15 protein-coding genes are annotated in these 13,018 nt (G+C 58.4%); 14 read left to right on the forward strand and 1 reads right to left on the reverse strand.

Annotated elements, in window-relative coordinates:
- Window positions 1-12: 12 nt before the first annotated feature.
- From hemZ to glmS, 14 genes are all read left to right on the forward strand, one after another.
- Window positions 13-1,482: a coproporphyrinogen dehydrogenase HemZ gene (hemZ, locus tag ACGHP1_RS05590; protein ID WP_390508265.1), complete on the forward strand. Its 1,470-nt coding sequence runs from the start codon at window positions 13-15 to the stop codon at window positions 1,480-1,482.
- Complete coding sequence (locus ACGHP1_RS05595) at window positions 1,448-2,410, forward strand: nucleoside kinase (protein ID WP_338428588.1); 963 nt, start codon at window positions 1,448-1,450, stop codon at window positions 2,408-2,410. The genes hemZ and ACGHP1_RS05595 overlap by 35 nt, the downstream gene beginning before the upstream one ends.
- 169 nt (window positions 2,411-2,579) lie before the next feature.
- A complete protein-coding gene (locus tag ACGHP1_RS05600) occupies window positions 2,580-2,987 on the forward strand; it encodes a zinc ribbon domain-containing protein (protein WP_097774820.1) in 408 nt (135 codons plus the stop codon).
- A 161-nt stretch (window positions 2,988-3,148) separates the two neighbouring features.
- Window positions 3,149-3,859 carry a MazG family protein gene (locus ACGHP1_RS05605; RefSeq protein ID WP_044953479.1) on the forward strand — a complete coding sequence of 237 codons (711 nt, stop codon included), beginning with the start codon at window positions 3,149-3,151 and terminating at the stop codon, window positions 3,857-3,859.
- A gap of 54 nt (window positions 3,860-3,913) precedes the next feature.
- Window positions 3,914-4,183 (forward strand): HU family DNA-binding protein, encoded by a 270-nt coding sequence (locus tag ACGHP1_RS05610; protein ID WP_005940126.1) that lies wholly within the window; start codon window positions 3,914-3,916, stop codon window positions 4,181-4,183.
- Between the two features lie 70 nt (window positions 4,184-4,253).
- Window positions 4,254-4,511, forward strand: coding sequence for an RNA-binding S4 domain-containing protein (locus ACGHP1_RS05615; protein WP_005940129.1), 258 nt, complete (start codon window positions 4,254-4,256; stop codon window positions 4,509-4,511).
- Window positions 4,512-4,559: 48 nt separating this feature from the next.
- On the forward strand, window positions 4,560-4,844 hold the full coding sequence (locus ACGHP1_RS05620) for a YabP/YqfC family sporulation protein (protein ID WP_005940132.1): 285 nt from the start codon (window positions 4,560-4,562) through the stop codon (window positions 4,842-4,844).
- A complete protein-coding gene (locus ACGHP1_RS05625; RefSeq protein WP_097774821.1) occupies window positions 4,841-5,281 on the forward strand; it encodes a hypothetical protein in 441 nt (146 codons plus the stop codon). Before ACGHP1_RS05620 ends, ACGHP1_RS05625 begins: the two co-directional genes overlap by 4 nt.
- Before the next feature lie 30 nt (window positions 5,282-5,311).
- Window positions 5,312-5,617, forward strand: a complete 306-nt coding sequence (locus ACGHP1_RS05630; protein ID WP_005940137.1) for a septum formation initiator family protein — start codon at window positions 5,312-5,314, stop codon at window positions 5,615-5,617.
- Between the two features lie 39 nt (window positions 5,618-5,656).
- Window positions 5,657-6,226, forward strand: coding sequence for a S1 RNA-binding domain-containing protein (locus ACGHP1_RS05635; protein WP_005940140.1), 570 nt, complete (start codon window positions 5,657-5,659; stop codon window positions 6,224-6,226).
- A 105-nt stretch (window positions 6,227-6,331) separates the two neighbouring features.
- Window positions 6,332-7,537: a class I SAM-dependent RNA methyltransferase gene (locus ACGHP1_RS05640; protein WP_097774822.1), complete on the forward strand. Its 1,206-nt coding sequence runs from the start codon at window positions 6,332-6,334 to the stop codon at window positions 7,535-7,537.
- Window positions 7,538-7,807: 270 nt separating this feature from the next.
- Window positions 7,808-8,677 (forward strand): DUF5685 family protein, encoded by an 870-nt coding sequence (locus ACGHP1_RS05645; RefSeq protein WP_044953440.1) that lies wholly within the window; start codon window positions 7,808-7,810, stop codon window positions 8,675-8,677.
- Complete coding sequence (locus ACGHP1_RS05650; protein ID WP_005940152.1) at window positions 8,674-9,231, forward strand: hypothetical protein; 558 nt, start codon at window positions 8,674-8,676, stop codon at window positions 9,229-9,231. Before ACGHP1_RS05645 ends, ACGHP1_RS05650 begins: the two co-directional genes overlap by 4 nt.
- A 301-nt stretch (window positions 9,232-9,532) precedes the next feature.
- The gene (gene glmS / locus ACGHP1_RS05655) at window positions 9,533-11,353 is read left to right on the forward strand and encodes a glutamine--fructose-6-phosphate transaminase (isomerizing) (RefSeq protein WP_044953441.1); all 1,821 of its coding nucleotides are present in this window, start codon (window positions 9,533-9,535) and stop codon (window positions 11,351-11,353) included.
- A 354-nt stretch (window positions 11,354-11,707) separates the two neighbouring features.
- On the opposite strand, the gene ACGHP1_RS05660 is transcribed toward glmS, so the two are convergent.
- Window positions 11,708-12,973, reverse strand: a complete 1,266-nt coding sequence (locus ACGHP1_RS05660) for an AI-2E family transporter (protein ID WP_179860459.1) — start codon at window positions 12,971-12,973, stop codon at window positions 11,708-11,710.
- Window positions 12,974-13,018 lie beyond the last annotated feature (45 nt).

Consider the following 13,018-nt stretch of genomic DNA (forward strand, 5'->3'; position numbering starts at 1 on the left):
AGAGTGAACAACATGAAGATTTATATTACCGGCCTGCCTTCCGGCTACGAAGTGGAGCATCTGGTGCGTTTGTTTTACCCCATGGCACCGCTCACCCTCACCCCGCCGGAGAACGCCGAGGACTGCGTCTGGGCAGAAAAAACGCCGGACGGCCTGCATACACTGGTGCGTCAGGACGGCAGAAGTGCTGAACGACACGCACCGCTGCCCGCGCCTGTGGAACAGGGCGGCGAAACGCCGGAGTTCAGCCTTGCCAGCCTGACCTATGATCTGCTGCGGGATTGGACCGGCATCCGCCCGCCATGGGGCAAAATGACCGGTGTGCGCCCGGTGCGGCTCATCCACGACAAGCGCGCCGCAGGCTGGACGGAAGCGGAGATCGACCACTTTTTCCTTGACCGGTTCGACTGCTCCCAGCAGAAATACCAGATGGCCAAGGCCATTGCCGACCTGCAGGAGCCGATTTTGAAAGTGGGCAATGAACCCGGGACCTACAGCCTGTACATCGGCATCCCGTTCTGCCCGTCCCGGTGCAGCTACTGCAGCTTTGTCAGCTGCAATCTGGACCGCGACCGCAAGATGGTGCAGCCTTATGTGGACTGTCTGTGCAAAGAGGTGGAAGAGATCCGCATTCAGGCTGACAAGGCGGGGCTTACCCTTTGCAGCATCTACATCGGCGGCGGCACGCCCACCAGCCTGTCGGCCGACCAGCTGCGGCAGCTGATGGGCACGGTCCGGGCGAATTTTGACCTCTCGAAGGTCGTGGAATATACGGTGGAGGCAGGCCGTCCGGACTGCACGGATGCCGAAAAGCTGGCGGTCATCAAGGAATACGGCGCTACCCGCATCTCCATCAACCCGCAGACCTTCTCGGACGAGGTGCTGGCGGGCATTGGGCGCAAGCACTCGGCGCAGGACATTCTGGACTGCTATGCCGAAGCGCGCAAGGCCGGTCATGATGATATCAACATGGACCTGATCGCCGGTCTGCCCGGCGACACGGTGGAAAGTTTTGAGCGCAGCCTGCGGCAGGCCATCGCGCTGGACCCGGAGAACATTACCGTGCACACCCTCACCCTCAAGCGCGCTTCCCGCATCGTCATTGAGGACCAGAAGGAGAACGACTACGCCGACGTCGCCGCCATGCTGGAAAAGTGCAACCTGCTGGCCGAGGCGGGTTACCGGCCCTACTACCTCTACCGCCAGAAAAACACCCTGCAGAACCTTGAGAACGTGGGCTGGTGCAAGCCGGGCCACGAGGGATATTACAACATCTATATCATGGAGGAAGTCCAGACCATCCTCTCCGCCGGTGCAGGCGGCAGCACCAAGCTGGTGACCGACGGCGGAAAACGGATGCAGCGCATTTTCAATTTTAAGTATCCGAACGAATATATCCAGCGTTTTGCGGAGGTGCTGGAACGCAAAAAAGGAGTGGCTGATTTTTATGATCACGATTTGGGTACCCAAACGTCTGGTTGAGATCGATCTGTACAATGTGGCAGCCCGCAGCCCGCAGGCACTTGCCGATCTGAGTGAGCAGAGCTATGCCCAAAGGGTAGATTACGCCGCCCAGAAAGTGCAGCTTTCCGGCGCAAAGATCGTCATGCTCACCGGCCCGTCGGCCAGCGGCAAGACCACCAGCGCCCACTGTATTGCAAAGGCTCTGCAAAAGCGCGGGACCCCGGCGCAGGTGGTCAGTCTGGATAATTTCTTCAAAGGCGCAGAGTTCTATCCGCGCCTGCCGGACGGCACGCTGGACTACGAGAACCCCGATACGCTGGATCTGCCTCTCATCAAGCAGTGCCTGCGGGAGCTGAGCGAGATGGGCAAGACCGTGCTGCCCATCTACGATTTCTCTGCCGAAAAGCGCTCGGCGGAGGTGGAGCCCATCGACCTACAGGGTGGTGTATGCATCGTGGAGGGCATCCATGCGCTGAACCCGGAGCTGACCGGCCTTGTAAAGGGCGACGACATCTACCGCATCTATGCAGGCCTGCGGGAGGAATACTGCATCGATGGCCGCCGCGTCATCAACACGCAGGATATCCGCCTGTGCCGCCGCACCCTGCGGGACGCTGCAGCGCGCGGCCGCAGCCCGGAAAAGACCCTTGCCATGTGGGACCGCGTGCTGGACGGTGAGACGCGGTATATCAAGGGCTTCAAGACCACGGCAGATTTTCTGCTGGATACCTCCTTTACCTACGAGCTGGGCCTGATCTCCAAGCTGCTGGGCGTGGTGCGCCGTCAGTTCACGCTGGAAGGCCACAATGCGGAGCTGTGGGACGAGACAGCCCGCCGCTTTGAGCATGTGGCACCGCTGGAGCTGGAGCTGCTGCCGGAGGACAGCATGCTGCGGGAATTCTATGGCGGCGCAGCCGACCGCAGGGCACAGAATGCCGATGTGTGAAATTATCGTGTAAATTTAGGCCGAATGCGAAAAAATTGTTTCCAAACCGGCACCAAACTGTAAAAAATGCGGTCCGTTCATTGCAAACGAGCGGCCTGTGCGCTATAATGGAGATAACATCCGCACATGGTCCACGATAAACAGGCCGATAGTAAGAGAGGTGTCTTTTATGGATTTCAACAAGATCAAGGAAATGGGTCTGGAATATGCCGAAAAAGGCAAGAACGCTGCACTGGACCTGGCCGAAAAGGGCAAGACTCAGGCTTTGATCGTAAATGAGCAGGGCAAGCTGCTCAAGGCACAGCGCCAGTTGGGCGCACTGGTGTACAGTCTGGCCAAGGGCAAGGAAGAAAACCAGCCGCTGGTGGATAAGTATATCGAGATGATCGATAACATCGAGCAGGAGATCGCCCGCCTGAAAGCATCCCTGACCCCGGCGGAAGCTGCCGAGGCGGAATATGTGGTGCACGAGGAAGTTCCTGCTGACCAGCCGGAAGAGCACAAAGCCTGCCCGCAGTGCGGTGCTCCCGTCTCGGACGATGCACTGTTCTGCAACAAGTGCGGTGCACAGCTGTAATAAAACGGTTCAGCAACAGGGCGGCGCTCCCCACAGGGCACCGTCCTGTTTTTGCGAGCGGAAAATGCAGGCGAAATGCGGGAAATTTGCGCACTTTGTCTTGCAAAACTGCATGAGATGCGATACAATATACAGTATCTTTTACAAGGCAGGTGAGCGCTGTGCTGGACTGGCAGCCAAAGGCACCCTATACGGCAGAGCAGCTGCTGGAAATTCTGCGTATCCTGCGGGACCCGGAGAACGGCTGTCCGTGGGATAAGGTACAGACCCATGCTTCCATCCGGAAGAACTTTCTGGAAGAGACCTGCGAAGCGCTGGAGGCCATTGATGCTGACGATCCGCAGTTGATGCAGGAAGAGCTGGGCGATGTGCTGATGCAGGTGGCGTTCCACGCGGTGATCGAAGAAGAGCGCGGGCGCTTTACTTTTGAGGATGTCTGCCGTGAGGTGTGCGAGAAGCTGGTGTTCCGGCATCCGAACATCTTTGCGTCCTCGGCGGCACAAAATGCGGGTATAAACGGCTGGGATGCGCTCAAAAATAAGGAAAAGGGCCGCACCACTCTGGCTGATGAGCTGGGCACAGTGCCGGTTACGCTGCCTGCTTTGATGCGTGCCCAGAAGCTGCAGAAGCGTGCCGACCGCTGCGGGGCAGAGCAGTCTGCGCCGGAAACGGCACGGCAGGCTTTGCAGGCAGCACTGGACGGCTGGAACCGGGAACAGGACGCACAGGCGGCGGGAGAACTGCTGTTTGCTGCGGCCAATGCCATGCGGCTGGCTGGTGTGGACGCGGAGGAAGCGCTGACCTTCGCATCCAAGCGCTATTGTGCAGAACTGCTGGCGCAGAAAGAACAAAGCGGTACTCAGGTCGAGTGACCTGCTCCGATAGAGAAAAAAGAACACCAAGTAACAAATCTGGAGGGTATTTTTATGACGAAGACCGATCTGATCGCACAGGTTGCTGCGAACACTGAGATGAGCAAGAAGAGCGCTGAGCAGGCTGTCAATGCTGTGTTTGAAGCACTGAGCAAGGCCATGTCTGAGGGCGAAAAGATCACCATTTCCGGCTTTGGCACCTTTGAGATGCGTGAGCGCGCCGAGCGTCAGGGCATCAACCCCCGCACCCGTGAGCCGATCACCATTGCCGCTTCCCGCAGCATCGTGTTCAAGCCCGGCAAGTCCCTGAAGGACACCCTGTAAGCTGTATCTGCTTTGCCGCCGCTGCCTGCAAGAGGGTGCGGCGGCTTTTTTTGTGACAGGAGGAAGACCCATGCGTCTGGATAAATATTTGAAAGTTTCGCGTCTGATCAAGCGCCGCACCGTGGCAAACGAGGTGGCCGATGCAGGCCGCATCCTCATCAACGGCAAGATCGCCAAGGCCAGTCAGGCCGTCAAGGCGGGCGATATCATCGAGGTGACCTTCGGCAACCGGCCCATCAAGGTAAAGGTGCTCTCGGATGTGGAGCCGCGCACCAAGGATGTGGCCCGCGAGATGTACGAGATCATTGCAGAGGGCGAGCAGGCATAAAAGCCCCGGTCCGGTGCATAGGATGCACCAGAAAAGGGGAGACGAACCATGCCGGAAAAAACACCCAGAGACCCGCAGCCCGCGCCGCACGATCTGATCTTGGAAAGCCGCGCCCGCCTGACGGTGACCGGTGTGCAGAAGGTACTGCACTGCAATGCCGACAGCGCTGCCATGGAAACGGGCAAGGGCACGCTGCATCTGACCGGGGCGCAGCTGAACATGGCGGCGCTGGATCTGGAGACCGGGGAGGCGAAGTTCACCGGCCGCATCGACACGCTGGAATATACGGCCAGCGCACCGGCGGGCGGTTTTCTGCGCCGCCTGCTGCGATGATCCCGGTACTGCCGCCTGCAGCCCTTGGGCAGGAGATCGCTGCCTGCACGGTGCTGGGAGCCAGTATCGGCGCACTGCGGGCTGTATTCCCGGCCAGAGGGCGTGCAGCTTTTGTGCCGGATCTGGTGTGGATGGGTGCTGTGCTGGCCGCTGTGCAGAGCTACGCAGCAGGGCAGAGCAGTGCCGGTGTTCTGCGCTGGTACATGGCTGCGGCAGCCTTTGCCGGTGCCGGTGCAGCAGCCTTTGTGCTGGGTGCACCGCTGCGTGCAGCGGGAGGCGTTTTACAGCGCCGGGTGCTCCGGCCGGCAGAGCGGCGGCGCGCCCGGCGGAGAAAGGCGCGCAAACTACGCCGCAGCGCAAAAAGAACTGCAAAAAAGCGCAAAAAGAACTTGCCAAACCAGCGCCGCATGATGTATAATTCATATGTGTTAAAGTAAGAGTCAAATGCAACGGGGGCAGAAGAGATCATGGCAGCACCGGACCGCAGAAAACGCAAGAAGAAAGTGGTCGTTAAAACGCTTGTACGGGTGTTTTTTGTCCTGCTGCTGCTGAGTATGCTGGCAGCATACATTTCCAATCAGGTCACCATCAGCTCCAAACGTGCGGAGCTGGACACGCTGAACGAGCAGATCGCCCAGCAAAAGACTGAAAACGAGGAGATGCAGCGCATTCTCAGCGGCGATGCAGACCAGATCACCGAGTGGGTCGCGCGGGATTCTTACAATTACGCTGCACCCAACGAGCGCATCTTTGTGGATGTGACCGGCAGCTGAATTGCTGCCCATTCTATGGAAAACAAGGAGTATTGAGTTTTGGCAATTGAGGTAGGGAACGTATTCGAGGGCCGCGTCACCGGTGTAAAGCCGTTTGGCGCTTTTGTCGCACTGCCGGAGGGCCGTGTAGGCATGGTCCATATTTCCGAGGTGTCCAACGAGTTCGTGCAGGACATTGCAGCTGTTCTGCACGATGGTGATATCGTCAAGGTGCAGGTGATCAACATTGCACCGGATGGCAAGATCGCGCTGTCCATCAAGCGCCTGCTGCCGCCGCCTCCGCGCCCGGCGCGTGAGGGCAGAGGCCCTGCAGGCGGTCCGCGCTCTGGTGGTCCCCGTCCGGGCGGCCCCCGCGAGGGTGGTCATTTTGGTGCAGGCCGCGGCGGCGCTGGCCGCCCCCCGCGTGAGGGCGGCAGAGGCCCTGCCCGCGACAGCGCACCCCGTGTATGGCAGCCCAAGGCTCCCGTCCGTTCCGATAACATGAGCTTTGAGGACATGATGAGCCGCTTCAAGAGCCAGAGCGAAGAGAAGATGGCCGATCTTGATCACGAGACCAATAACCGCCGCGGCGGTGGTTATGCGCCTCGCGGCCGCGGTGGCCGCCGCTGAGCGGAAAGGTCTGCGCTTTTCAAGCCTGATCAAAATAACGGAAACAGACCTGTCTCATTTGATCGGGCAGGTCTGTTTTTTCCGTAATAAAAGAAAGGAACCACAATGCCTGCAAAATTTGAACTGATCGCGCCCTGCTTTTTTGGGTGTGAATCCACTGCAAAATTTGAGCTGACCCGCATCGGCGCAGAGAATATCCGCGTGGACGATGGCCGTCTGAGCTTTGCCGGCGGCGCAGAGATGATCGCTGCTGCAAACCTCAATCTGCGCACGGTGGAGCGCGTGATGCTGCTGCTGGCCCGCTACAGGGCCGCCACCTTTGATGACCTGTTCGACGGCGTGTACGATATCCCGTGGGAGGAGCTGCTGCCCGCAGACGCAGCCTTTCCGGTCACCGGCTCTTCGCTGAACAGCCAGCTGTCCAGTGTGCCTGCCTGCCAGAGCATCATCAAAAAAGCTGTGGTCAAGCGCCTGATGGCAAAGCACCACACCTCTGTGCTGCCGGAGACCGGCGCGGAGTACAAGATCCGCTTCATGCTGCGCAAGGATCAGTGTGAGATCATGCTGGACACCACCGGCGACGGCCTGCACAAGCGCGGCTACCGCCGCAACGCCATGGAGGCACCCATCCGCGAGACTTTGGCGGCTACCATTGCAGACCTTGGCCGTGTGCGCCGCGACAGTCTGGTGGAGGACCCCTTCTGCGGCAGCGGCACGCTGCTGATCGAAGCTGCTCAGAAAGCCATGAACATTGCCCCCGGCCTGAAGCGCCGCTTTGCCGCCGAGCGCTATGGCTTTGTGCCGGCAGCCATCTGGGCCGAGCAGCGTCAGAAGGCACTGGCCGAGGCCAAGCTGGATGTGGGCTTTGAAGCCTTTGGCTATGATATCGACCCTGCCGCTGTGGCTCTGGCCAACGCCAACGCAAAGCTGGCCGGTGTGGAAAAGCGCTGCCACTTTGAAGTGGCTGATGTGGCCGACTTTGCCGCGAAGCAGGAGGCCATCGTGCTGACGAATCCCCCGTATGGCGAGCGCATGAGCACCATTGAAGGTGCTGCAAAGCTGGCCCGCACGCTGGGCCGGCAGATGGAAGCACACCCCTGTGCAGGCGTGTATGCGATCACTGCCGATATGGATTTTGAGACCCACTACGGCAAGCGTGCCAACAAGCGCCGCAAGATGTACAACGGCATGATCCCCTGCCAGCTGTATATGTACTACAGCGCGCCCAAGCTTGAGCACACTGCAAAGCCGATGCCGAAGTCCGGCTTTGATGGCAAGCGCACTGCACCGAACCGCTTTAACAAGAAGTAATTGAAAAATGTTACCTGCCGCACCGGAGCTGTCCAGTGCGGCTTTTTACATTGCAGCCGGTAATTACCGGAAAAAAACAAAGCGGGGTCTGAATTGGCAGGAGATGGAAATGGACGCAAATACAGGAAGTTTTACGCTGTGTTCCGTGCCATGTGCGGCAAAGATGAGACAAATTCATGCTCTTTTTACAAAGGATGGTTGAACCCGGGCTGAAAATGGATTATACTTACCTTATTATTCTGCGGTTCTTCCGAGGAGGAAAAGGTGCGTATGAAGGGTAGGATGCGGCCATATCTGCCGGAGCTCACCATCCGGGATTACAATATCTACCTGCGCTATCTGCGCGGGGTGCGACGTCAGCTGTACGAGGCGTACGGATTATATTCCTGCCATCTGCTGCGGAGCAACGGCGTGCTGTTTGCCATCCTTTCGGACAGTCTGGCCGGGCGGCAGGCCACTTGCCAGCGCAAGCGGGTCCCGGGCACACTGGCCTGGCGCAGGCTCATGTGCCAGACCCAGGGCATCCGGCTGGCCGCACAGGTGGAGGTGCTGCTGGGCTGGCACAACCTGCAGGACCGCAAATACAGCGAGCTGCGGCCGCTCAAGCGCCTGCGCCGTGCGGTGGACCGTCTGCTGCTGCGCCGCGCCTATGAGCGTGCCGTGCAGGAGAACCCGGCGCTGGAACGGCTGTTCGTGCAGGAGCGGGATCAGGCCGTGGTGCAGATGAATCTGAGCGCCAAGAACTACTCTCTTGCCGCTGAACCCATGAGCAACATTTACGGTGCACTGTATTCCACCCTTGCCACCGACGACCCCAGCCAGCGCAAGAGCATGCGCTACATCGGCAGCAGCATCGGCCGCATTTTTTACCTGCTGGATAAGGCTGAGCGCTTTGAGATGGACAAGAGCAGCGGCCGCTACAACGTGTTCGTAGTCAACGACCTGCGGGGACAGGCTGCGGCGGTGGAGAATGCCCGCCGTCAGGCACTGGCTGCCGCCAACGATCTGATCCGCGTGTACAGTATGCTGGACATCAAATTGAACCGCGGCCTGCTGGATAACATCATGCTGCTTGGCCTGCACCATGCGGTGGAACCGCTGGAAGCCGGTGCTGAGCGCGAAAACTGGGAGATCCCATGAAGCAAAACCATCAAAAAAGCTGGGCCATGGCTTACTGTGGCATTGTGGCGGCGCTGTGCGTCGCACTGATGCTGCTGGGAGCTGTGATCCCCATTGCCATGTTCATTGCGCCTGCAGTGGCGGGCTTCCTTGTTGCCACGGTGTGCGTGGAGTGCGGGATGCAGCTGGCTTTGACGGCCTATGCGGCAGTCAGCCTGCTGGCACTGCTGTTCGTGCCGGATAAGGAAGTAGCGCTGATCTTTGTGTTCCTGCTGGGGTATTACCCGCTGGCAAAGCCGAAGTTTGAGCGCATCCGCCCTGCGGTTCTGCGCATTGTCTGCAAGCTGCTGCTGTGCAACGGCACAGTGCTGGCCATGTACGGGCTGGTATTTCTGCTGGTGCCGGCAGGCAGCATTTCGCAGGAGCTGCGCACCACCGCGCTGGCTGTCTCGCTGGCAACGCTGGTCATGGGCAATGTTGCCTTTGTGCTGTACGACCGGGCATTGCATAACATGCTCATGATGTACCGGCTGGTCTGGCGGCCGAAACTTCATAAAACTTTGGGCTGGCGCTGAGCCAGCCTTTGTGCTATAATGGGGCATCAGAAAGGGGAGAGCGCAGCACACAGGTAACGCAAAGCGCCGGGCCACGCGGGTGACAGCCGCGAGGGTGACGAGGAGAGGAATCATCGAAAGATTCGGCGGATGTTTCTCCGGCTGAGGGCTAGACCAGCCGCAGAGAAGGGCAAAAAACGGCAGCAATACCGCAACAGATCCCTTCAAAGAAAGCCATACAAGAACATAAACTGTACTAGGAAGCTGACTGGATATCACTGCGCCTTTTTGCGCGGGAACGGTCGGTATGGAGGTATTTTGTATGTGTGGCATTGTTGGTTATGTCGGTAAGCGCAGTGCGCAGGACGTGCTGCTGGATGGTCTGGAAAAGCTGGAGTATCGCGGGTACGACTCCGCCGGTGTGGCGCTTGCGCTGGACGGCGGCATCCGCGTGGTAAAAAGCAAAGGACGGCTCACCGCCCTGCGGGAAAAGCTGGCGGCGCAGCAGCTGGCACAAAGCTTCTGCGGCATCGGCCACACCCGCTGGGCTACCCATGGCGAGCCCAGCGATGTGAACAGCCACCCGCATTCGACCCCGCGTGTGAGCATTGTGCACAATGGCATCATTGAAAATTACGGCCTGCTCAAGGAGCGCTTGGCCGCAAAAGGCTATACCTTCCAGAGTGAGACGGACACCGAAGTGCTGGTAAAGTTGATCGACAGCTGCTATACCGGTGACCCGCTGCGTGCATTGCAGCAGGCGCTTGCCAAGGTGCGCGGCAGCTATGCGCTGGCCGTGCTGTTCCGGGATTACCCGGACACCATTTTTGCAGTCAAGCGGGAAAGCCCGCTGATCGTCGGCTGGGGCGAGGGCGAAAACTTTGTGGCTTCGGATATTCCGGCACTGCTCAAGTATACCCGGAAATACAGCGTGCTGGAAGAAGGGGATATGGCCGTCTGCACCACAGAGGGCATCCGCTTCTACAACGAATTTGGTGAGCCGGTGGAGCGCCAGCAGCTGACGGTGGACTGGGATATGGAAGCTGCCGAAAAGGGCGGCTATCCCCACTTTATGCTCAAGGAGATCAACGAGCAGCCTGCGGCCATTATGGCCACGGTCAGCCCCCGTGTAGAGGACGGACTGCCGGTGCTGCGCATCCCGGAGCTGACCGATGAAGTGCTGCGCGGTATTGGCCGGGTGCATCTGGTGGGCTGCGGTACGGCTATGCATGCCGGTATGGTGGGCAAATCTGCCATCGAAACGTTGGCCCGTGTGCCCGCCGAGGTGGACATTGCCAGCGAGTTCCGTTACCGGGACCCCATTCTGGAAAAGAACGATCTGGTCATCATCATCAGCCAGTCCGGCGAGACCAGCGACACGTTGGCAGCGCTCAAGCTGGCCAAGAGCCGCGGCGTGCCGGTGCTGGCCATCGTGAATGTGGTTGGCAGCTCCATTGCACGTGCCGCAGATTATGTAATGTACACCTACGCCGGGCCGGAGATCGCGGTAGCATCCACCAAGGCGTATATGGTGCAGATGTGCGTGTTGTATCTGTTTGCACTGCGGCTGGCCTACGCGCGCGGACGGCTGAGCGAGGCAGAAACCCGCCGCTTTACGGCCCAGCTGCTGCGCGCACCGGAGGTCATCAAGCCGCGCCTTGCAGATTGTGAGCAGATCAAGTACCTTGCCAGCCGCTATGTGAACACCCAGAGCTGCTTCTTCATTGGGCGCGGGTTCGACTATGCGCTCTCGCTGGAGGGCAGCCTGAAACTCAAGGAGATCAGCTATGTGCACTCGGATGCCTATGCAGCCGGTGAACTGAAACATGGTACCATCAGCCTGATCACCGATGGTGTGCCGGTGATCGCACTGGCCACCCAGAAACAGGTGTACGAAAAGACCATTTCCAATGCCAAGGAGACCCGCAGCCGCGGCGCAAGGGTGCTGCTGTTTACCACAAAGGATGCTGTGGTGCCGGAAGGCGTGGCAGATGCCGTGATCCGGCTGGATGAGTATGAGGACATTCTGATGCCGCTGCAGCTCATTGTGCCGTTACAGCTGTTCGCCTATTATATGGCTGTTCTGCGCGGCTGTGACGTGGATAAGCCGCGTAATCTGGCCAAGAGCGTGACCGTGGAGTGACGGCACAAAACGCAGCCAGAAAGCCCTGCACGAAACAGAAATAACAAAACAGGACCCGTGCTGAATCACTGAAGTGCATTCTGTCAAGTAGACGAAAAAATAATATAAGGTTTTTGTTCGCCGTTTCCACAAGGAGACGGCGAATTTTTTGTGCAGCTCGGTTCATGGCACCGACATGAGCCTGCATCGGCATCTGGATGAACAGACGGTGCTGGCAACGGCGGCTGTTGCAGCAGTCAATCGTGAAGAGTGATTGTTCTTTCTTGACATGAAAATACCCCCAGAGTACTCAGAGTTTTTGTCTCTGTCTACTCTAGGGGTAGCGTATCACATGGAATGCCGGGGCATTGTGATTTATAGATTATTTGTTTCGGCAGGAGGTGCTTCCGATGCAGACGTTTCTACCGGAACATCGTCCTCCGGGTCACCGAAGTTGTCGTGGTAAGTCTGCAGCAGGTCGATCTCCTTGTTGCGCTTCAGGCCGTGGATGACCAGCTTTTTGATCACATCATAGATGACTGCAAACAGCGGCACACCTACGATCATGCCCACAAAGCCCCACAGACCGCCGAACAGCAGGATGGCGAACAGTACCCAGAAACTGGAAAGACCGGTGGTGTTGCCCAGGATCTTGGGGCCGATCACATTTCCGTCCAGCTGCTGCAGCACCAGAACGAACAGGACGAACCACAGCGCCTTGATGGGGCTCTGAATGAGGATCAGCAGGGTGGCGGGCACGGCACCGATGAACGGGCCGAAGAAGGGGATCACATTGGTCACGCCGATGATCACGGAAACCAGAAGGGCACTGGGGAACTTAAAGATCAGGCAGCCGATATAGCACAGCACGCCGATGATGGCGGAATCCATGATCTTGCCGTTGATGAAGCCGCCGAACATCTTATCGGCGTACTTCACTTCTTCCTTGATCAGCTCTGCCCAGCGGGGCTTGAAGATGCTGTAGAGCACCAGCTTGGCCTGCTGCACAAAGCGCTTGCGGCTGGCCAGCATATACACGGCCACGATGATGCCGATGATCAGGTTCTTGGCCATGGTCACTACGTTCAGCACACCCACTGCGGCACCGCTGACGATGTTCTGCATGGAGGGCAGGAGCCGGGTCTTGATCAGATCGTCGATATTGGTGCTGACGGTAGCATAAGCAGAGTTGAGCATGTCCATGATCTGCTGGTTGTTCTCAATGAACTCCACATGATTCGCCCACTGCACGAACTTTGCAAGGTTGCGCTGCGCAGTGTAGTACAGGGTGGTCACGCTGGTAATGAGCTGCGGAATGATCATCATGCACAAAGCGTAGATGAGGAGCAGGCCGAACAGGATGGTCAGCGTAACGGACAGCACATTGACCAGACCATGCATCTTTTCCGGGATGAACCGGCGCAGAAAGCTCTCGATGGTGTTGCATACAGGTTTGAGCAGGTAGGCGATGACGGCACCGTAGATGAATGGCATCAGAATGCCGGTCAGCGTGGAGATGGCATCACCAAAACCATCGAAGCGGTAGATCAGGAAAAAGAAGATGATGCTCAGGGAGATCGCTCCAAATCCTGCCAACATCCCGTAGAGATAGGGCTTGATGTGCGGCTTTTTGTCCATCATGATAGACTCCATTTCAGCCGCGGACAGCAGGAATCCCCGCGGCAC

Source organism: Faecalibacterium sp. i21-0019-B1, assembly GCF_042852915.1.
Classification (GTDB): Bacteria; Bacillota; Clostridia; order Oscillospirales; family Ruminococcaceae; genus Faecalibacterium; species Faecalibacterium taiwanense.

Bases quoted from the DNA above. Each gene is read 5' to 3' on its own strand.
- ACGHP1_RS05660 (WP_179860459.1), bottom strand. From the start codon at position 12,973: ATGATGGACAAAAAGCCGCACATCAAGCCCTATCTCTACGGGATGTTG.
- ACGHP1_RS05595 (WP_338428588.1), top strand. From the start codon at position 1,448: ATGATCACGATTTGGGTACCCAAACGTCTGGTTGAGATCGATCTGTAC.
- ACGHP1_RS05645 (WP_044953440.1), top strand. From the start codon at position 7,808: ATGAAGGGTAGGATGCGGCCATATCTGCCGGAGCTCACCATCCGGGAT.
- ACGHP1_RS05640 (WP_097774822.1), top strand. From the start codon at position 6,332: ATGCCTGCAAAATTTGAACTGATCGCGCCCTGCTTTTTTGGGTGTGAA.
- ACGHP1_RS05610 (WP_005940126.1), top strand. From the start codon at position 3,914: ATGACGAAGACCGATCTGATCGCACAGGTTGCTGCGAACACTGAGATG.
- ACGHP1_RS05650 (WP_005940152.1), top strand. From the start codon at position 8,674: ATGAAGCAAAACCATCAAAAAAGCTGGGCCATGGCTTACTGTGGCATT.
- hemZ (WP_390508265.1), top strand. From the start codon at position 13: ATGAAGATTTATATTACCGGCCTGCCTTCCGGCTACGAAGTGGAGCAT.
- ACGHP1_RS05615 (WP_005940129.1), top strand. From the start codon at position 4,254: ATGCGTCTGGATAAATATTTGAAAGTTTCGCGTCTGATCAAGCGCCGC.
- glmS (WP_044953441.1), top strand. From the start codon at position 9,533: ATGTGTGGCATTGTTGGTTATGTCGGTAAGCGCAGTGCGCAGGACGTG.
- ACGHP1_RS05620 (WP_005940132.1), top strand. From the start codon at position 4,560: ATGCCGGAAAAAACACCCAGAGACCCGCAGCCCGCGCCGCACGATCTG.
- ACGHP1_RS05625 (WP_097774821.1), top strand. From the start codon at position 4,841: ATGATCCCGGTACTGCCGCCTGCAGCCCTTGGGCAGGAGATCGCTGCC.
- ACGHP1_RS05630 (WP_005940137.1), top strand. From the start codon at position 5,312: ATGGCAGCACCGGACCGCAGAAAACGCAAGAAGAAAGTGGTCGTTAAA.
- ACGHP1_RS05600 (WP_097774820.1), top strand. From the start codon at position 2,580: ATGGATTTCAACAAGATCAAGGAAATGGGTCTGGAATATGCCGAAAAA.